Consider the following 18,852-nt stretch of genomic DNA (forward strand, 5'->3'; position numbering starts at 1 on the left):
GTTTATCGTTCTTTTTCAGACTCTTAACCCCCGGTTGCAACCTTGCAACCCTGCCCTCAGTTCCGCAGGTAGACCTCCAGACTGTCGTCCAGGGCATCCTTCCACGGCGTGTGGTGCCTGGGCGCCATCGTGCCCGTGATCACCGACTTATACCCGTTGTCGCGGAAGGTCATGATGCCCTTCTTCTTGTGGCCCTTCCATTCCTTGAACGCCATGCAAGCGCCCTCGACATCGAAGCTCGGGTAATCCGTCTCGTCGATCAATTCCTTCACATAATCACCCTGGTACCAGATCGCATCATAATCATCCGCACCCGCATCCTCGCGCGCCTCGCGCTCGGCCACGTCGGCCTCCATCGCCGCGCGGTCGGGCAGCGCGATCTTGCCCAAGATCACATCCCGGACCCACCAGGCCTGCGCATCGAACATGTTGAAGGTGAACCATTGGTCCTGCATCCCGATGTAAAACAGCGCAGGATTGTCAATAAACGTAGTGCCCTTGTAGAGCATCGCCGTCGCCAAGCGGTTGGTCGTCTTCAGCCGCAATTCATCAGACATGAACGGGAAATGATGCTGATAGCCGGTGCACAGGATTACCGCATCGACCTCACGCGAGGACCCATCCTTGAAATGCGCGGTCTTGCCCTCCAGCTTTGTCAAAAGCGGCACCTCCGCCCAATTGTCTGGCCAATCATACCCCATCGCCGCCGTCCGGTGGCTCACGGTGATCGACTTCGCGCCGTATTTCCAGCATTGCGATCCGATGTCCTCCGCCGAGTAACTTGTCCCGATGATCAGAATGTCCTGGCCCTTGAACTCCACCGCGTCGCGGAAATCGTGGGCATGCAGCACGCGACCCTGAAAGCTCTCGAACCCGTCGAACTGCGGCACATTCGGTGTCGAGAAATGCCCGGTGCAGCAGATCACATGGTCGAACTCTTCCGAATACAACCGATCGCCCGGCAGATCCTTGACCGTCACGGTGAACTTATTGTCCGCAAAAGACACATCTTTCACTGCGGTCTCAAAGCGGATCCAGTCGCGCACACCCGCTTTCTTCACCCGACCTTCGATATAATCGAAGAGCACTGCACGCGGCGGATAGCTGGCGATCTGTTTGCCGAAATGCTCCTCAAAGGAATAGTCGGCGAACTCCAACCCCTCCTTCGGTCCGTTCGACCACAGGTAACGATACATCGACCCATGCACCGGCTCGCCGTATTGATCGAGCCCCGTGCGCCAGGTGTAATTCCAAAGCCCACCCCAATTCGCCTGCTTCTCGAAGCAGACGATCTCGGGGATTTCTTCGCCCTTTTTTGCCGCCGATTGAAAGGCACGCAGCTGCGCAAGCCCCGAGGGGCCTGCGCCCAGAACAGCAACACGTTTGGTCATTCAGTGATCTCCTAAAGCATGAACGGCCGGCTTATCCCTGCGCCGGCACATTTCCGGTGAAATGGAAAAACGGCGCGCGCATCAAATGTCGAGCGTGTTGTCCTTTTCCCACTGGCTGAAATGCGAGACATAGGAATTCCATTCCTGCATCTTCATCTTCAGATACGCGGCAGAGAATTCATCCCCCATCGCCGCCTTCAGCCCCTTGTCCTTGTCATATTCGCGCAACGCGTCGAGCAGGTTCAGCGGCAGTTTCGGCGCCCCGCGCACCTTGTGACCTTCGGCATACATGTCGATGTCGTGCCTCTTCCCGGGATCGGCCTTCGAGCGAATGCCCGACAGGCCTGCCGCGATGATGACTGCTTGCAGAAGGTACGGGTTGGCGGCCCCATCGGGCAGGCGCAATTCGAACCGGCCGGGGCCCGGCACCCGGACCATGTGGGTGCGGTTGTTGCCGGTCCACGTCACGGTATTCGGCGCCCAGGTTGCGCCCGACATGGTACGTGGCGCGTTGATGCGCTTATAGCTGTTGACGGTCGGATTGGTGATCGCGGCCAGCGCCGAGGCGTGCTTCATGATCCCGCCAAGGAAATGCTTGCCGCGTTCGCTAAGGCCCACCTCCCCGGTTTGCCCATCACCTTTGCCTGCGAAGACGTTGGTCTTGGACCTGTCGCCCGGCGCGTCCCAGACCGAGATGTGCGCGTGGCAGCCATTTCCGGTCAGACCCTCGATAGGCTTAGGCATGAAGGTCGCACGAAAGCCGTGCTTTTCGGCGACAGATTTGGTCATGAACTTGAAGAAGGAATGCTTGTCGGCGGTGCGCAGGGCATCGTCGAATTCCCAATTCATCTCGAATTGGCCATTCGCGTCTTCATGGTCGTTTTGATACGGGCCCCAGCCAAGCTCCAGCATGTAATCGCAGATCTCGCGCACCACATCGTAGCGGCGCATCACGGCCTGCTGATCGTAACACGGCTTTTCGGCGGTATCGAATTCATCGGAAATCTGCGACCCGTCGGGCGTCAGCAGAAAGTATTCCGCCTCAATCCCGGTCTTCACGTGCAGCCCCTCGGCGGCGGCCTCGTCGATCAGGCGGCGAAGCACGTTGCGCGGGGCCTGGGCAACGTCTTCATCTTCCATCACGCAATTGCCCGCGACCCAGGCCACTTCGGGTTTCCATGGCAGCTGGATCACCGAGGACGGGTCGGGCACAGCCAACATGTCGGGGTGCGCCGGTGTCATGTCGAGCCATGTTGCGAAACCCGCAAAACCCGCCCCATCTTCCTGCATATCGGCAATCGCCTGCGCCGGAACCAGCTTGGCGCGCTGGCCGCCGAACAGGTCAGTGAAGGATATCATGAAGTATTTGACGCCGTTGTCCTTGGCGAATTTGGCCAGATCAATGGTCATGTTTTGGTTCCCTGTCGTGGTCTTTTATTTCGTATTTACATAGACAAAAGGCGCGGCGTTCGATCGCCGCGCCTTTTGCGCTGTTCAGTAGGTTGAACCGGGTTTGCCGGGATACCAGTCGGTGCCGGCCAGCGGGATCTTCGCCATCGCCGCAGCCTCCATCGTCAGGGCGCAAAGATCTTCCGGCTCCAGATTGTGGAGGTGGTTCTTGCCGCAAGCCCGCGCGATGGTCTGGGCCTCAAGCGTCATCACCTTGAGATAATTGTTGAGCCTGCGCCCGCCCTCGATCGGGTCGAACCGGGCCATCAGTTCCGGATCCTGCGTCGTAATCCCAGCCGGGTCCTGGCCTTCGTGCCAGTCATCATAGGCGCCAGCCGTTGTTCCGAGGGCGTTGTATTCCTCTTCCCAGCGCGGGTCATTGTCGCCCAAGGCAATCAGCGCGGCGGTACCAATGGCAACCGCATCCGCACCAAGCGCCATGCATTTGGCCACATCTGCCCCGGTTCGCACCCCGCCTGACACGACAAGCTGCACTTCGCGGTGCATGCCGAGATCCTGCAGAGCGCGGACGGCTTCGCGGATGCAAGCCAGGATCGGTTGGCCGACATGTTCGATAAACACGTCCTGCGTCGCCGCCGTGCCACCCTGCATCCCGTCCAGCACGACCACGTCAGCGCCCGCCTTCACGGCCAGAGTCGTATCGAAATAGGGCCGTGCCCCGCCAACCTTGATGTAGATAGGCACGCGCCAGCTGGTGATTTCGCGCAATTCGAGGATCTTGATTTCAAGATCATCAGGGCCGGTCCAATCCGGGTGCCGGCAGGCCGAGCGCTGGTCGATCCCCTTGGGCAGGTTGCGCATCTCGGCCACACGGTCAGAGATCTTCTGACCCAGCAGCATACCGCCACCGCCGGGCTTTGCGCCCTGCCCCACGACCACTTCGATGGCATCAGCCTTGCGCAGGTCGTCGGGGTTCATCCCATAGCGAGACGGCAAGTATTGGTAGACCAGCTTGTTGGAATGACCGCGTTCTTCCGGCGTCATACCCCCGTCACCGGTGGTGGTCGAGGTTCCCGCAAGTGTGGCGCCCCGGCCCAAAGCTTCCTTGGCAGGACCGGAAAGCGCGCCGAACGACATGCCCGCGATCGTGATCGGAATATCCAACTCGATCGGGTTGAGCGCATGGCGCGTCCCAAGCGTGACGGAGGTTTCGCATTTCTCGCGGTAGCCTTCGAGCGGATATCGCGAGATCGACGCCCCAAGGAACAGCAGATCGTCGAAATGCGGCACTTTCCGCTTCGCGCCACCGCCGCGAATATCATAGATGCCGGTCGCTGCCGCTCTCCGGATTTCGGCATTGATGCTTTCGGAGAACGTGGCCGATTGAATCGGCGTCGTACGCGGGGGGCCGTTTTGCTTCATGTCTTTCATGGTCGTTTCACCTCAGTCGGCGTCGCGCGTCATCGCGCGCATTGTGTCCGTACGCGTTTCCACGCGTCTGGCTTTCAAACGCGTTACCGCGCGCTCAGTAGGCATTGTCGATGTTGAAGTTGTAGAGTTTGCGGGCCGAGCCGTAACGCTTGAACTCCTCAGGCTTCGCATCGCACCCGCCGCGTTCCAGCAGGTCGGCCAGGATTTCCAGATGCTCGGGCCGCATCTCTTTCTCGATGCAATCCGCGCCGAGCGATTTCACCGACCCGCGCACGAACAGCCGCGCCTCGTAGATCGAATCTCCCAACGCATCGCCCGCATCGCCGCAGACGACAAGGTTCCCCGATTGGGCCATGAACGCGCTCATGTGGCCGACACTGCCATGCACGACGATGTCGATGCCCTTCATGGAAATTCCGCAGCGCGAGGACGCGTTGCCCTTGATGACAAGCGTGCCACCATGGCCCGTTGCGCCCGCGTATTGCGACGCGTCTCCATCAATGACGACCGTGCCGCTCATCATGTTTTCTGCGACACCGGGGCCTGCCGAGCCGTGGACGTGGACGGTCGCCTGCTTGTTCATGCCGGCGCAATAGTACCCGGTGGACCCCTTCACATTCACCTCAATCGGCGCATCGAGACCCACGGCAATCGCATGACTGCCTTTCGGGTTCACGACCTGCCAAATTGTCTGGTTGGTTTGTTCACTCTGCGCATGAAGCGCCGAGTTCAGGGCGCGGAGGCCTTCAGCCTCCAGATCGAAAGTCTGCATGCTTATCCCCTTCGCGCTGTCGCTTCGCTTTCTGAGCGCATGTTAGTGGTTCCAGAAGTAAACGGTTGCGGGTTCAGGCTCCCATACGCGGGCGTCTGCAATACCGGGAAGGTTCACCAGGGCGCGATACTCGCTTCCAAAGGCCACGTATTGATCCGTTTCAGCCATCACTGCGGGCTTGCAGGCAATCGGGTCGCGCACAACGCCGAAGCCGTCCTTCGTACCGACCACGAAAGTGAAGAACCCGTCGAGGTCATCAAGGCTGCTTTCCAGCGCCTCACCCAACGTCGCGCCGTTCTGCATCTTCCAGGTGAGATAGGCGGCGGCGACTTCGCTGTCGTTCTCGGTCTCGATATGTACCCCCTCGCGGCGCAACTTCCGGCGCAGTGAGTTGTGGTTCGAAAGCGAACCGTTGTGCACAAGGCACTGGTCGGCGCCGGTGTTGAAAGGATGCGCGCCCATCGTTGTCACGGCAGATTCGGTTGCCATCCGGGTATGACCGATTCCGTGACTGCCACCCATTTTTGCAACTTCGAAACGCGCTGCCACATCTTTGGGCAGTCCGACTTCCTTGTAAATCTCAAGGATTTCGCCCGTACTCATCACCCGGATCGAGCTGTCGATTTCACGCAAAGCGGCGCGGGCTTCGACCACCTTTTCAGCAGGCATTTCAAGCACGGCATGCGTGTCCTTACGGCGCAAACTTACAGGTGCACTGATCGCCGCGGACATTGCATCGGCGAGGCCGTCATAAGCCGTATCTGCGGCATCCGACTGGATCGTCAACTTGCCGTTAGCCTCTGAATCTTCGCTGTAAATCGCGATCCCGGCGCTGTCGGGACCACGATCTGTCATCGTGATCAGCATATCCGTCAGCATGTTGCCCAGTTCGGACTCTAGCGACTTGTCTTTCAAAAAAAGCCCGACGATCCCGCACATGGCGACGCCTCCCTTTTCGGCCCTTGCACTCTCGACTCAGACGCTAGCACCAAATTTGCGAATGCGACAACCGCCAGGAAACTTTTTTTCACTGAAGGCAAAAAACCCTTTGGAGATACCGCGCGGCCATGTTTCATTTTCGACGCGCTTCCGCGCGAAATGGACAACGATCAATAAATCCACAAGGAGGGACCCGTGGAGGAACAAATTGCAGAGCTGGCCGCACAAGTCGCGGCGCTCGAGGGGCGGGGCGCTCTGACGAACACGATGTTCGCGGAAATGTTCTACTACATCACCATCCCCTTGATGATCATCATTCACGCGGGCTTCCTGGCCTATGAGATGGGCGCATCTCGCGCTAAGAACGCCTTGTCATCGGGCGTCAAGAACATCCTCGCCTTCGCGTTTGTCATTCCGGCCTTCTACTTCTTTGGCTGGTGGATTTATTGGGGCCTGCCGCAAGGTTTTTCCGGCGCTGCGGGGCCAAACGGGTTGTCCGGCGCGGAGTTTGCCAATTCCATCGCGTGGGGCTGGGGCGAGTCGGCTGCCTTCATGGGGCCGAACCTGAGCGACCAGATTTCTGGCGTATTTTGGGGCGCTTTCGCGCTGTTCGCGGCAACAACCGCTTCGATCATGTCAGGTGCTGTGATCGAACGCATCCAGACGGTGGGCTTCGTGATCCTCGCGATCATTCTTGGAGGCTTTAGCTGGACACTTGCAGCGGCCTGGGGCTGGCATGCGGATGGCTGGCTGGTCCTGAATTGGGGCGTGCATGATTTCGGCGCCGCCGGCTTGGTGCACGCGGTCGCCGCATTCTTCGCGCTTGGTGTGCTGATCAACCTCGGCCCGCGTATCGGCAAGTTCAACGCCGACGGCTCGTCCAACGATCTTCCCGGTCACAATATGCCGTTCACGGCGACGGGCCTGATGCTGATTATCGTCGGTTTTTGGGGCTTCCTCATGGCCTGTGTGGTCGTCGGCGGCGAGGCCTGGTCCTGGGGCGGCAACTACGCGACCATCTACGGCACGCCCATCACGCTTGGCGCATTGGCGTTCAACATCTTGATGTCTATTGCCGGCGGCATCATCGGCGCGTGGATTTACACCAAGGATCCATTCTGGATGATGTCTGGCGCACTGGCCGGGATCATTTCGGCAGCCTCAGGTTTGGATCTCTACTTCCCGGCGCTCGCGTTCATCGTGGCCTTCGGGGCCGGTATCATCCTCAAGCCCTGTGCATCGATCCTTGAACGCATGGGCATCGATGACGCGGTTGGCGCGGTCACTGTGCACGGCACCATCGGCATCTACGGCATGTTGATGCTCGGAATTGTCGGGGCCGGCTACCCGGCGGCATTGGGCGAAGGGGCGGCCACCATCAGCCTCATCGGCCAGCTTGTCGGCGCAGTGGTGTTCATCGCCATTGGCCTGATCACAGGCTACGGATCCTCGTTGATCCTGCGGATGCTTGGCATGCTGCGCGTGCCGGAAGCGGCCGAAATCGCAGGTCTCGACACCGTCAAGGTGCCCGCACAGGCCTATCCCGAAGGCATTCTGGCCTCCGCGCCGGCAGCCGAATAATAAGGAGAAAGACTCATGTTCGGATTTCCATACGACAATGGCGGCACATGGGACGGCGTCGACGGCGCGGTTTTCATGGGGGCCAATGGCGGCGCCGGCACCTTCACCGTGATTGCGATCATCATATGCGTCGTCGCGTTGGTGATTGGCCAGTTGGCTGAAAACGGCAAGTACAAGAAGCACAGCGCCCGCGTCTAGGCTGAGCCAAGGGCAAGCTGGAAGGGCCGTCCATTTGGGCGGCCCTTTCGCTTGAGGGTGGCATTTTGCCTATCAGGAAAAAAATCTGCACCACAGTATTGATTTTGAACGTCGCATGCGCCTGAATACCTCTAACCAAAACGTCAAACAGGGGGGCCGATCGCATGGCCATTTTATGGAGAACATCCGCGCTTGCGCAGCGGCACGCCGAAATCGGTGGCGAGCTGGAGGATTGGAACGGCATGGGAACCGCCTGGTTCTATGACGATACGCCCGAGCGCGCGAAGGCCGATTACGAAGCGATCCGCACAAAAGCGGGCCTTATGGATGTTTCGGGCCTCAAGAAGGTTCATGTCGTTGGCGAAGACGCGGCCTATGTGATCGACCGCGTCACCACCCGCAATGTCGAGAAAATCGCACCGGGCCGGGCCGTCTACGCCTGTATGCTTGATGACCGCGGCCTGTTTGTGGACGATTGTGTGATCTACCACATTGCCGTGAACTCATGGCTGGTGGTGCATGGCACGGGCATCGGGATGGAACAGTTGACCACTGTGGCTGCGGCAAAGAACTGCTCGGTCATCATGGACGACGACCTGCATGACATGTCGCTGCAGGGGCCGAAGTCAGTGGATATTCTGGCCAAAGAGATTCCCGCAATCCGCGATCTGGCCTACTTTGGCATCATGCAGACCCGCCTGTTTGGGCGTGACGTGATGATCTCGCGCACCGGCTACACCGGCGAGCGTGGGTACGAGATTTTCTGCCGTGCCAAGGATGCGGTGCATATCTGGGACAACGTGCTTGAGACCGGCGGTGACGATGTGCGCCCGACGCAATTCTCGACGCTCGACATGTTGCGCATTGAAAGCTACCTTCTCTTCTACCCCGGCGACAATTCTGAAACGTTCCCCTTTCAAGATGGCACGCCCGCAGGCGACAGCCTTTGGGAACTGGGCCTCGACTTCACCGTGTCGCCGAACAAGACCGGTTTCATCGGGTCCGAGAACCACTACGCCATGAAAGGCAAGGAACGGTTCAAGATCTACGGTGTGCAACTGTCCGGTGGTGCAATGGATCAGATGGAAATGTTCGCGCGGGTCCATCACGACGGCAAGGATGTGGGTGTCATCACATATGGCCTGTCGTCCGAGCTGAACAGCTATTCCGTCGCCATCGCGCGGCTTGATCCGTCGGTGGCCAAGCCCGGCACCAAGTTGACCGTGGTTCAGCCCGATGGCGCCAAACTGGCGGCCACGGCCGAGGAGATGCCGTTCTACGACAAGGACAAAACGATCCGCACCGCCAAGGGCTGATCATGGTTGGGCGTCCTTGGTGGGGCGCCCTTTTTCATTCCGACTGACGCAGGGAGCACCCGACGAAATGTCGAAATTCCAGTTTCCGGAAAGCATCAAGAGCCGTCCGGTTTACGGCACGTTAGAAACTCGGCCCGGCAAGGCACATTTGTTCGTCGCAGATGCCGAAGGAGCCGAGGCAATCCTGGATCTTGCGGCGCAGGACCCTGGCCTGATGGCCAAATCCCACATCATCTACATCGCCAAGGGCACAGATTTCGCCGACAAGCTGCGTTCATTGGGCCCGGCGCAGTTCTACGAGGGGCCGACTTATGAGGCCTCCGTCTCGCGCTTGCGGCATGTGTTGGAGAACGCGCACCAGGGCTTGCAGGTATATCTGGCCGGCACAGAAGGCCTGATGGGACAAGCGCAAAACGAGGTGATGCAGGCCGGCATTCCCCATACCGCGATCCAGACCGAACATCGCGGATCGGTCGCGCGGCGGATGCAATGTGTGCATTGCAAAGGCATCACCGAGGACGTGATGACCGACCCGTTCGTATGTGCGCATTGTGGGCTAAACCTTTTTGTGCGGGATCACTATTCGCGCCGACTGGCCGCCTATCAGGGCGTCTGCATCGACGCCGAAGACCCCGGAAATGTTCCTGACCCTGTGGAGCTTTACAAATGAGCGCCGCCCCCCAGAAAGCCAAACCCGGCGCCGAGCAGATCCCCGTTGTGGTCAGTGCTGTTGTGCCTTTGAACGACCTTGTCACCCGGTTCGAATTTCAGCGCCGCGATGGCGCGCCCTTCCCGCCGTTCTCCGGCGGCGCGCATACTGTGGTGCAGATGCAGGACGGCGACCTGACCCGTCTGAACCCATATTCTCTGATGAGTGATCCGGCCGACAGCTCGACCTACGCGATCTCGGTCCGGCGCGAGGATGAGGGGCGTGGTGGCTCCTTGTTCATGCACCAGCGTGTGAAGCAGGGCGACGAGATGGTGATCTCCTATCCCGTTAACCTCTTCTCGCTCGATTTGCGGGCGAAGAAGCACATCTTCTTTGCAGGTGGTATCGGCATCACGCCCTTCATAGCGATGATTGCTCAGCTCGAGCGTTCGAACGGCAATTGGGAGCTTCACTACGCGTGCCGCACCGAAACACTCGGCACCTACGTCGACATGCTGTCCAACAAGTACCCCAACAAGGTCCACGTCTACTACGACGACCAGAGCCAGGCGATCCCGCTGGAGGATCTGCTGGACGGCCAGCCCCTTGGCACCAACGCCTATGTTTGCGGTCCCAAGGGCATGATCGACTGGGTCCACGCCACGGCGTCGGCCGCCGGATGGCCCGAGGCGCAGGTCCATTCCGAAGAGTTCCTCAAGCCTGAGCCTGGCAAGGAATTCGAGGTCCGGCTGTGCAAGTCCGACAAGACGATCACGGTGGGCGAAAACGAGAGCCTGCTGGAAGCAATCGAACGCGCAGGCGTCGAGGCTCCGTTCCTCTGCCGCGGCGGAGCCTGCGGGCAATGCGAAACAGACGTGGTGACAGCGGACGGTGAATTCGTCCACCGCGATCACTGGCTGGACGATGATCAACACGCCAGCGGCAAGAAAATCATGCCATGCGTCAGCCGGTTTCTCGGCACGCTTGAGTTGGACCGATAGAAAGGCCCGAACAGATGACCATTCAGTTCAACGACGAAACCTTCCGCGACGATTACTCGTTCCACAATTCCGACTGGGCGATCAAACGCTTCCCGTTTCCCTTCCATGAGGACAGCTACATGTATGCCGTCAACATGGAGCAGCACCGAGGCGGACCGGAGGGCTCGGTCTACGAGAAGCGGTTCGATGTGGACGAACACTATGTCTCGGAGATGCGCGACCGCGCGATGGTGCTGGCCGACGATCCGCTGCGCTGCCAATCGCTGCCGCATATGACGCTGGCGGGCTGGGACCTGCTGGAGCTCATCATGGTCTCCAAGTCCGAGGATTACCCGGACCTCTTCCAGCTGCACCGCGATGGCAACAAGTGGCGCTGGATCAACAAGCCACTCGGCATCGACGATACGTTCACCTTCCTTGATGAAACCACCCTGTCCTACGGCCCGATGGAATATATCACCCGTCAGGCGCAGGGCGATTTCTGTGTGCTGGACCAGCGCGATGAGATGCTTTGGATGGACGCAGGCATGGTCACGACGCAGGCGGACTGGAGCCTCGATTTCGACATCGGCATGAACTTCTTCGAATGGCATGCGCCCGTGCCGCTTGCCCATGAAATGGGCATCTTCAAACGCGCGCTGAAGTTCCTTTTGAACATCCAGCAAGGCGCCCCCGCGCGGCGGTTGAACTGGACGATGACAGTCAATCCGCTGCTCGATACCAGCCCCGAGAATTACCACAAATGGGGCATCCAGAAGACGACGCTCACGCCCGAGAACATCGGATCGAAGCAGCATCTTCGGGTGGAACTGCAAACCTTCTTCCGCCTGCCGCGATCAAACGCGCTGGTATTTCCGATCCGCTGCTATCTGTGCAGTTTCCAAGACCTGATGACGATGCCCAAATGGGGTCGTCGCCTGCACCGCGTCGTGCGCGACCTTCCCGAAGAGCTGGCGACGTATAAGGGCTTCATAGACAACCGTCCGATGATGCTGGATTACCTGAGCCAGTTCGATGATGGCCTGCCCACATCCCCCGGTGTGTGGCCGGATCAGGAGACCGAACCGCCATTGCAGAAGTGACGACGCGCGGGCAACAGCGCCTTAGGCATTCTGCGGATAACTGATGATGGCCAGGTAACGGGCTGGGAGTTCCACCAAACGCTCCGGCCCGTGCGGCGCATCTGCATCGAAGTGCAACGTATCGCCGGGACGCAATGCAAAGATCTGATCACCGTGACGGTAATCGACTGCGCCCTCCAACATATAGATCGTCTCGATCCCGCCATGTTGGAAGACCTCGAACGTGTCAGACGTGCTGGTAAGGGTAATCAGGTAAGGTTCAACAATCACGCCGCTGGAATTTGACCCGATATGACCCAATAGATTATATTGATGGCCTGCGCGCGTCCCCTCTGCCACGACCACGGACCCGGTTCCCGCTGGCGTGTGAACCGCTTGTCGACGCTCCTCGAACTTGCGGAAGAACGACGTGAGCGGCACAGCCAACGCGTGCGACAGCGCTTCCAGCGTTCCGAGAGACGGAGATGTATTCCCGTTTTCGATTTTCGACAGCATCCCGATGGACAACCCGGTCATCGTGGAAAGCTCGGCCACGGTGATGTTTTGCTGCTTTCGGAACGCGCGCACCTCGCGCCCGATGGCCACTTCAAGGATGTTTTCTCGCTGCTCGCGAATGGAGTGCGGATTTTGCGTCAGCACGAGTTTATCGACTTTGCTCATCGAGCCCCCCCTTTTATGTAGACACCCTAAAGAGTTTCTTGTGAAGGCGCAAATTTTTCCTCACAGTAGCGATCATGTTCGACTCGGGACCATATAGAATTGGGTTTCTCCTGTTTCCAGGGTTCCCGATGGCGTGCCTGACGTCGATGATCGAGCCCCTTCGGGCCGCCAATGAAATCTCTTCCTCGGAAACGTTCATTTGGTCTCTCGTATCCGAGAGCGATGAAAAGGTCGAGGCGAGCGCCAATGTGGCGTTTGAGACGGAATTGACGCTGTCCCAATCACTGGATCTTGACTGCCTCATTATCCTTGCAGCCCCGGTGTCCGAATTCCAAACGAACCAATCGGCGGCGTGCCTGCGCGCGCTGGCGCGCCATGGCATGACCTTGGGGGCGGTGTCGGGCGGCGTATTCCCGTTGGTGCGAGCGGGCGTGCCGTTGCGCGATCCGATTTCGGTTCACTGGTGCTATGAAGCGGCCTTCGAAGCCGAGTTCCCCGACATCGAGAAAACCGAACAGGTGATTGAAACATCGGACCAGATCATGACCGCCGCCGGTGCCACTGCCGCCTTTGATTTGTCGCTGCAGCTTGTGCAGGATCGTTTGGGCCCGGCTGTCGCAACGGAGGTGGCTTGCTGGTTCCAGCATCCGATGATGCGCAATACCGATGTGAAGCAATCCATCCCCGCCATCAGCAGCATCGCGAAATCAGAGCAGGCCCTCCCGGCGAAAGTCGCGCGGGTTATTGAAATCTACTCTGCCACCCTGACCGATCCACCAAGACTGAGCGATGTGGCCGACGAGATCGGGATTTCGACCCGTCAGCTTGAGCGCAGCTTCAAGAAAGCCACCGGCGTAAACCCGTCGCGCTACCTGCGTCGGATGCGGATGAAGGCGGCGCGGCAGTTGGTGATGTATACCAATCAGTCATTTACCGAGATCGCAGAGGCGGTTGGCTACAGCAGCACAACCATTCTGAAGCGCTATTACACCGAAGTGTTCGGGATGAGTCCTCGCGAGGATCGCGAGCGGATCAACCTGTTCCGGGTCACCGGAAACATGCCCTTGCCCTCAACTTAAACTGCTGAATGCATCGCGGTCAGAATGGCATGGTGCAACGATCCCGCGGCCGAGCGTGGCCCCAGGATGCGAACCCAATCGGCGGGGTCGCGGCGGAGTACGAAACACCCCAGATGATCGATTACCGTTCGGGTTCCGTCGCCCGTTTCCATCGCACGGATGTCGATGGCGCAAAGCCGCTCCATGACATCCTCCATTCCTGACCCGCGCAGATCAAACACCACCCAGGCGTCCGTTTGCTCAGTGATCGACGCCGTCTCGCCAAACCGCGCCTTCAGTTGATCTGCCAAATCCTCGTGAGTGTCGAACGGGGCACCAACCATCCACAAATCCGGCCCCATCCAGAAGCCTGCTTCAGGATCATGCAATTGCACCTTGCCCGGTTCGGGCACAGCATCAATGACATCTTTCAGGTGCTCGCGGCACGCCTTTTCCTGACCCAGGCGCGCTGCGACGGAGGCAAGGGCAATGCCTGGTTTTTCGGTCAGGATCACAGAGCCCACGACGTCTTCGCGAGGTTCTGTGCCACCCAGGGCGGTCATCGGAGCCAGATCATGCACGGAGCCTCTCCCCCTCTGGATCAACGAAATGGGCGGAGACGACTTCGACCTCATGGTCCACGCCGGTCAGCGGACTGACCAGTCGGATGATCTCGCCCAATCGCGTGTCGCCGGATTTCAAGAAACCGATCCCGATGGCGTGGCCCAGGTTCGGCGAATAGCAGGCCGACGTGACGTAGCCCTGATCATGTGCCGCATCAACTGGCGACCCCTTGGTCATCAGATGCGCCCCCGCGGGTACGGCATGGGCCCGATCAACCGGCTTGAAGCCCACAAGCTTGAGCGCATCTGGCTCATTCAGGCCTTCACGTTCCGAAAGGGTGGAACCGATGGAATCCTTTTTCTTCGACACCATCCGCGCCATCCCAAGGTTCAACGCGGTGGTCGTCCCGTTCAGTTCATTGCCCGCCGCATGGCCCTTCTCGATCCGCATCACGCCAAGGGCTTCGGTGCCGTAGGGTACAACGTCAAACTCTGCGCCTGCCTCCATAATCCGGCGCATCAGCGCATCGCCATAGCGCGTTGGCACGGCGATCTCGAAGGCCAACTCGCCTGAGAAGGAGATCCGGAAGAGCCGCGCACGCAGGCCACCGCAGACGGTAATATTTGCGCAGGCCATGAAGGGAAAACCCTCGTTCGTGATGTCAAACTCCGGGTCCACGATCTTTTGCAACAACGCGCGCGAATTCGGCCCCGCTACGGCATATTGCGCCCAAGCCTCGGTGGTCGAGATCAACTGCACGTCCAGGTCCGGGTAAAGGCACTGCCGCACGAATTCCATGTGGCGATAGACCGGCACGGCATTGGCGGTCGTGGTGGTGACGACGAAATGATCCTCTGTCAGACGCCCGGCGGTGCCGTCGTCCATGGCAATGCCATCCTCGCGCAGCATCAGGCCGTAGCGGGTCTTGCCAACAGGCAGCTTTGCGAAGGCGTTGCAGTAGATCTTATTGAGGAACGTGGCCGCGTCGGTGCCCTGCACATCTACTTTACCCAAGGTGGTCACGTCACAAACACCCACCGATCTGCGCGTTTGCAAGACCTCACGATCTACGCTTTCGCGCCAGTGGTTCTCTCCGGGTTGCGGGAACCACTGAGCGCGCAGCCACATCCCGACTTCAACGAACACGGCCCCCTGTTCCTCGGCCCAAACATGGGATGGCGTTTTGCGTGTCGGGCGGAAGTCTTCATCTCGCGATCGGCCTGCGAAGGCGCCGATGGCCGTGGCCGTATAGGGCGGGCGAAAAATCGTGGTGCCGACTTCCGGGATCGGCTTGCCTGCCAGCTCGGCCATGATGGCCAGGCCACCCATGTTCGAGGTCTTGCCCTGATCTGTCGCCATGCCCAGGGTCGTGTAGCGCTTGAGGTGCTCGACTGAGCTGAAATTCTCTTGATGGGCCAGTTTCACATCCTTGACGGTCACATCGTTTTGCTGGTCGACCCAAGCCCGAGTGGCACCGGGGACGGTCCAGTAAGGGGTGATATTGACGGGGCTATCTTCAGCCTCGGGGACGTGCATGGCCGTCGCCTTGATCCCAAGATCGCAAAGCGCCGAGACAGCCTCCGCCGCGCCGCTCTCAAAAGCACTGCGCGTTGACATATGGCCTGCGGCGGCCCCCGCAACGCGCTGCCCCGGTACGCCCATGACATCGGGCACAAAGGCCGAGAGCGCCTCGTTCCACCGCGGTCGCCCGCGCTGGTGGCAGGTCATGTGCACATTGGGGTTCCACCCGCCCGAGACCGCGAGCGCGCCACAATCAAGCTGAAAGGTGGAGCCATCAGGCCGCGTCACCGTCACCGCATCCACGGCCAGGCGCCCGCGCGCATTGCAGATGTTGCCGCCCGCAATCACCCGATATTCGTCGCTTCGCGGCGCGTCTTCCCGCACGTCAATGACGGCAGCGATCCGCACGCCCTTGGCCTGCAAATCCGCCGCAGTGCGGTGGCCATCGTCGTTGTTGGTGAAAACAGCGATCTTACGCGCGGGCGTTGCGGCGAAACGGTTGGCATAAGTCCGCATCGCGCCGGCCAACATGATGCCGGGGCGGTCGTTGTTCTCGAACGCAATGGGGCGCTCGGTCGCGCCGCCCGCTACGATGGCGCGCTTGGAATAGATGCGCCACAGGATCTGCCGGGGTTTGCCCCGCGCTGGCATGGCGAGGTGGTCGCTGATCCGTTCAACCGCGCCATAGGTCCCGTGGTCAAAGGCCCCGATGATCGTGGTGCGCGGCATAACACGGACGTTGTCGAGGCTTTCCAATTCCGCGACCGCCTGCTTCGTCCAATCCGTCGCGCTATTCTGCCCCACACCGAAGGTTTCCGAGTTGAGCCGCCCGCCGAGCACGAAATCCTCATCCGCCAGGATCACGCGCGCACCCGCCCGGCCCGCCGTCAGCGCCGCGGCCAATCCCGCAGGGCCTCCGCCGATGATCAGCACGTCGCAATGCAGGAACCCCTTGTCATAGCTGTCAGGGTCCGGCTCGAACGAAATAGATCCCAGTCCGGCGGCCCGGCGGATGATCGGCTCGTACAGCTTTTCCCAGAAGGCTGCGGGCCACATGAAGGTTTTGTAGTAAAAACCCGCTGTCAAGAACGGCGACAGGCGGTCGTTGATCGCCATCGCGTCGAACACGAGCGACGGCCAGCGGTTCTGCGACTTCGCCTCCAGCCCGTCGAAGAGTTCTGCCGTCGTGGCCCGCGTGTTGGGTTCTTGCCGCGCGCCAGCGCGCAGTTCAACCATCGCGTTTGGCTCTTCCGAGCCAGCCGTCAGAGGCCCACGGGGGCGATGATATTTGAACGAACGGCCCATCAGGCGCACGCCATTGGCCAGAAGTGCAGAGGCCAAGGTATCGCCGGGATGGCCCTGATATGCCGTCCCGTCAAAGGTGAAATTCAGGCAAGCGGAGTGGTCAATCTGCCCGCCCTGAAGCCGGTTCTTCTGGCTCATGCGCTGCGTCCCTCGGCCCGGGCCACATCACGGGCCAGTTGCACGTCGGTGATCTCGTGGGTTGTCGTGTCACGCGTCACGACAAGCCAAGAGCGATCGCCCTGTTCGTGGAACCACAGCTCCCTGTGCGCGCCGGCTGGGTTATCGCGCAGGTAACCATACTCCGTGAACTGAACCACGGCGTCCTCGGCCTCCCAATCGGTGGGGCGGTAGATCATTTTGGCGTCGCCGAGGTAGGTGAACTCTGCGGCATCGCGGGGGCCGAGAAGGGGGTGATTAATAATCATATCGTCTCATTCCTTCGCACTCCCAAGCCGCAAAACCGGTGCCCACTTTTGCAGGGGGTTCTCAATGCAGATTGGGCTGGTTGCCCATCCCTTTTTCGTCGATCATCCGGCCCCTTTCGAACCGGTCGAAGCGATAGGCGGTCGCGGTCTCATGCGGGCGGTCGGTGGCCAGAAGATGCGCATATGCAAAGCCGCTGGCAGGCGTGGCCTTGAAGCCGCCGTAACACCAGCCGCCGTTGAAATAGAGCCCGTCGATATGGGTGCGGTCGATGATCGGCGAACCATCCATCGACATGTCCATGATCCCGCCCCACATGCGCAGAAGCCGCACGCGCCCCAGCATCGGGAAGATCGCCATTCCGCCTTCGCAGACGTCCTCGACAACGGGCAGATTGCCGCGCTGCGCGTAGGAATTGTAGCCGTCCAGGTCCCCGCCGAAGACCAGCCCGCCCTTGTCGGATTGGCTGCAATAGAAGTGCCCCGCGCCAAAGGTGACAACGCCCGGCAATACCGGTTTCAGCCCTTCGGACACGAATGCCTGCAAAACGTGGCTCTCGATCGGCAGGCGCATCCCGGCCCTCTCCATCAAGCGGCTAGACGAGCCCGCCACGCAGGCCGCAACCTTCTTGGCCCCGATGAAACCCCGCGATGTCTCCACGCCGAGACATTTGCCATCCACGATCCGGAAGCCCGTGACCTCACAATTCTGGATGATATCCACTCCGCGCCGGTCCGCCGCCCGCGCATAGCCCCATGCGACCGCGTCGTGGCGCACGGTGCCGCCGCGGTGCTGCGCTAGCCCACCCTTGATCGGGAAGCGCGCGTTGTTGACGTTCAGGAACGGGTAGCGCTTCTGGATTTGCTCGGTCGTCATCAGATCCGCATCTGCTCCGTTCAAAACCATGGCGTTGCCGCGCCGAATGAAGGCGTCGCGCTGTGCGTCAGAGTGGATCAGATTGAGGATGCCACGCTGGCTGACCATCGCGTTGTAATTGAGGTCCTGCTCCAATCTTTCCCAGAGCTTCAGTGAGAACTCGTAGAACGGCTCGTTGCCGTCCAGCAGGTAATTCGAACGGATGATCGTCGTGTTTCGACCCACATTGCCGCCTCCGATCCAGCCTTTCTCGATAACCGCAATACGCGACTGGCCAAACTCCTTGGCAAGGTAGTGGGCGGTAGCAAGGCCATGCCCACCACCCCCGATAATAACGTAATCATATTCAGGTTTGGGTTCAGGGCTCCGCCAGGCTGGCCCCCAACCGCGATGGCCAGTCAGTGCCTCTTTTATGACCCGAAAACCCGAATAGCTCATTTTAGCAGCCTCCACGCCGCATCTTGCGTTCGGAATCGGACATTTTCAGCGGCAATTTCGGACAAAAAACCTTCCAAATTCGACACGTTTTAGAAACGCACCGTCTGATCCTTTGCCAATCGGAGATGAAAACGGCACCCTTGTCAGGAAAATTTCTTGATCTGTAGGAAAATCCTTGTGACGCTGTACACAGGCCCGGCGTTCTACCAGAGATTCGACGCGCGTCTGCTGGCCAAA

The 18,852-nt window shown here is 59.9% G+C and carries 17 protein-coding genes; 7 read left to right on the forward strand and 10 right to left on the reverse strand.

Going from position 1 to position 18,852, the window contains the following annotated elements; all coding sequences use genetic code 11:
• Nucleotides 1–56: 56 nt before the first annotated feature.
• The 5 genes from V8J83_RS07910 to V8J83_RS07930 all read right to left on the reverse strand — a co-directional run bounded on the left by V8J83_RS07910 (nucleotide 57) and on the right by V8J83_RS07930 (nucleotide 5,943).
• A complete protein-coding gene (locus V8J83_RS07910; RefSeq protein ID WP_339985183.1) occupies nucleotides 57–1,391 on the reverse strand; it encodes a trimethylamine monooxygenase in 1,335 nt (444 codons plus the stop codon).
• An 81-nt stretch (nucleotides 1,392–1,472) separates the two neighbouring features.
• Nucleotides 1,473–2,801 (reverse strand): type III glutamate--ammonia ligase, encoded by a 1,329-nt coding sequence (gene glnT / locus V8J83_RS07915; protein ID WP_339985185.1) that lies wholly within the window; start codon nucleotides 2,799–2,801, stop codon nucleotides 1,473–1,475.
• Between the two features lie 84 nt (nucleotides 2,802–2,885).
• The gene (locus tag V8J83_RS07920; RefSeq protein ID WP_439649777.1) at nucleotides 2,886–4,223 is read right to left on the reverse strand and encodes an FMN-binding glutamate synthase family protein; all 1,338 of its coding nucleotides are present in this window, start codon (nucleotides 4,221–4,223) and stop codon (nucleotides 2,886–2,888) included.
• 103 nt (nucleotides 4,224–4,326) lie between these two features.
• Entirely contained in the window at nucleotides 4,327–5,004 is a 678-nt protein-coding gene (locus V8J83_RS07925; RefSeq protein ID WP_339985189.1) for a GltB/FmdC/FwdC-like GXGXG domain-containing protein, read from the reverse strand.
• 42 nt (nucleotides 5,005–5,046) lie between these two features.
• Nucleotides 5,047–5,943, reverse strand: a complete 897-nt coding sequence (locus V8J83_RS07930; RefSeq protein ID WP_339985191.1) for a class II glutamine amidotransferase — start codon at nucleotides 5,941–5,943, stop codon at nucleotides 5,047–5,049.
• Between the two features lie 195 nt (nucleotides 5,944–6,138).
• On the opposite strand from V8J83_RS07930, the gene V8J83_RS07935 reads away from it, so the two are divergent.
• From V8J83_RS07935 to V8J83_RS07960, 6 genes are all read left to right on the forward strand, one after another.
• Nucleotides 6,139–7,524, forward strand: a complete 1,386-nt coding sequence (locus tag V8J83_RS07935; RefSeq protein ID WP_339985193.1) for an ammonium transporter — start codon at nucleotides 6,139–6,141, stop codon at nucleotides 7,522–7,524.
• 15 nt (nucleotides 7,525–7,539) lie between these two features.
• Nucleotides 7,540–7,722 (forward strand): hypothetical protein, encoded by a 183-nt coding sequence (locus V8J83_RS07940; protein ID WP_339985194.1) that lies wholly within the window; start codon nucleotides 7,540–7,542, stop codon nucleotides 7,720–7,722.
• 164 nt (nucleotides 7,723–7,886) lie between these two features.
• Nucleotides 7,887–9,038 carry an aminomethyl transferase family protein gene (locus tag V8J83_RS07945; RefSeq protein ID WP_339985196.1) on the forward strand — a complete coding sequence of 384 codons (1,152 nt, stop codon included), beginning with the start codon at nucleotides 7,887–7,889 and terminating at the stop codon, nucleotides 9,036–9,038.
• A gap of 67 nt (nucleotides 9,039–9,105) precedes the next feature.
• On the forward strand, nucleotides 9,106–9,708 hold the full coding sequence (gene dmmA, locus V8J83_RS07950; protein WP_339985198.1) for a dimethylamine monooxygenase subunit DmmA: 603 nt from the start codon (nucleotides 9,106–9,108) through the stop codon (nucleotides 9,706–9,708).
• Nucleotides 9,705–10,688 carry a PDR/VanB family oxidoreductase gene (locus tag V8J83_RS07955; protein ID WP_339985200.1) on the forward strand — a complete coding sequence of 328 codons (984 nt, stop codon included), beginning with the start codon at nucleotides 9,705–9,707 and terminating at the stop codon, nucleotides 10,686–10,688. The genes dmmA and V8J83_RS07955 overlap by 4 nt, the downstream gene beginning before the upstream one ends.
• 14 nt (nucleotides 10,689–10,702) lie before the next feature.
• Entirely contained in the window at nucleotides 10,703–11,770 is a 1,068-nt protein-coding gene (locus tag V8J83_RS07960; protein WP_339985202.1) for a heme-dependent oxidative N-demethylase family protein, read from the forward strand.
• A 21-nt stretch (nucleotides 11,771–11,791) separates the two neighbouring features.
• Here the strand turns inward: V8J83_RS07960 and V8J83_RS07965 are convergent, their stop codons facing one another.
• A complete protein-coding gene (locus tag V8J83_RS07965; protein ID WP_339985204.1) occupies nucleotides 11,792–12,430 on the reverse strand; it encodes a helix-turn-helix domain-containing protein in 639 nt (212 codons plus the stop codon).
• Between the two features lie 74 nt (nucleotides 12,431–12,504).
• On the opposite strand from V8J83_RS07965, the gene V8J83_RS07970 reads away from it, so the two are divergent.
• On the forward strand, nucleotides 12,505–13,509 hold the full coding sequence (locus V8J83_RS07970; RefSeq protein WP_339985206.1) for a GlxA family transcriptional regulator: 1,005 nt from the start codon (nucleotides 12,505–12,507) through the stop codon (nucleotides 13,507–13,509).
• On the opposite strand, the gene V8J83_RS07975 is transcribed toward V8J83_RS07970, so the two are convergent.
• From V8J83_RS07975 to V8J83_RS07990, 4 genes are all read right to left on the reverse strand, one after another.
• Nucleotides 13,506–14,069 (reverse strand): sarcosine oxidase subunit gamma, encoded by a 564-nt coding sequence (locus V8J83_RS07975; RefSeq protein ID WP_339985208.1) that lies wholly within the window; start codon nucleotides 14,067–14,069, stop codon nucleotides 13,506–13,508. The two genes, V8J83_RS07970 and V8J83_RS07975, sit on opposite strands and share 4 nt — an antisense overlap.
• On the reverse strand, nucleotides 14,062–17,016 hold the full coding sequence (locus V8J83_RS07980; protein ID WP_339985210.1) for a sarcosine oxidase subunit alpha family protein: 2,955 nt from the start codon (nucleotides 17,014–17,016) through the stop codon (nucleotides 14,062–14,064). The genes V8J83_RS07975 and V8J83_RS07980 overlap by 8 nt, the downstream gene beginning before the upstream one ends.
• On the reverse strand, nucleotides 17,013–17,303 hold the full coding sequence (locus V8J83_RS07985; protein WP_339985212.1) for a sarcosine oxidase subunit delta: 291 nt from the start codon (nucleotides 17,301–17,303) through the stop codon (nucleotides 17,013–17,015). The genes V8J83_RS07980 and V8J83_RS07985 overlap by 4 nt, the downstream gene beginning before the upstream one ends.
• A gap of 61 nt (nucleotides 17,304–17,364) precedes the next feature.
• Nucleotides 17,365–18,615 (reverse strand): sarcosine oxidase subunit beta family protein, encoded by a 1,251-nt coding sequence (locus V8J83_RS07990; protein ID WP_339985214.1) that lies wholly within the window; start codon nucleotides 18,613–18,615, stop codon nucleotides 17,365–17,367.
• Nucleotides 18,616–18,852: the final 237 nt, after the last annotated feature.

The organism is Gymnodinialimonas ulvae, assembly GCF_037543845.1.
GTDB lineage: Bacteria > Pseudomonadota > Alphaproteobacteria > Rhodobacterales > Rhodobacteraceae > Gymnodinialimonas > Gymnodinialimonas ulvae.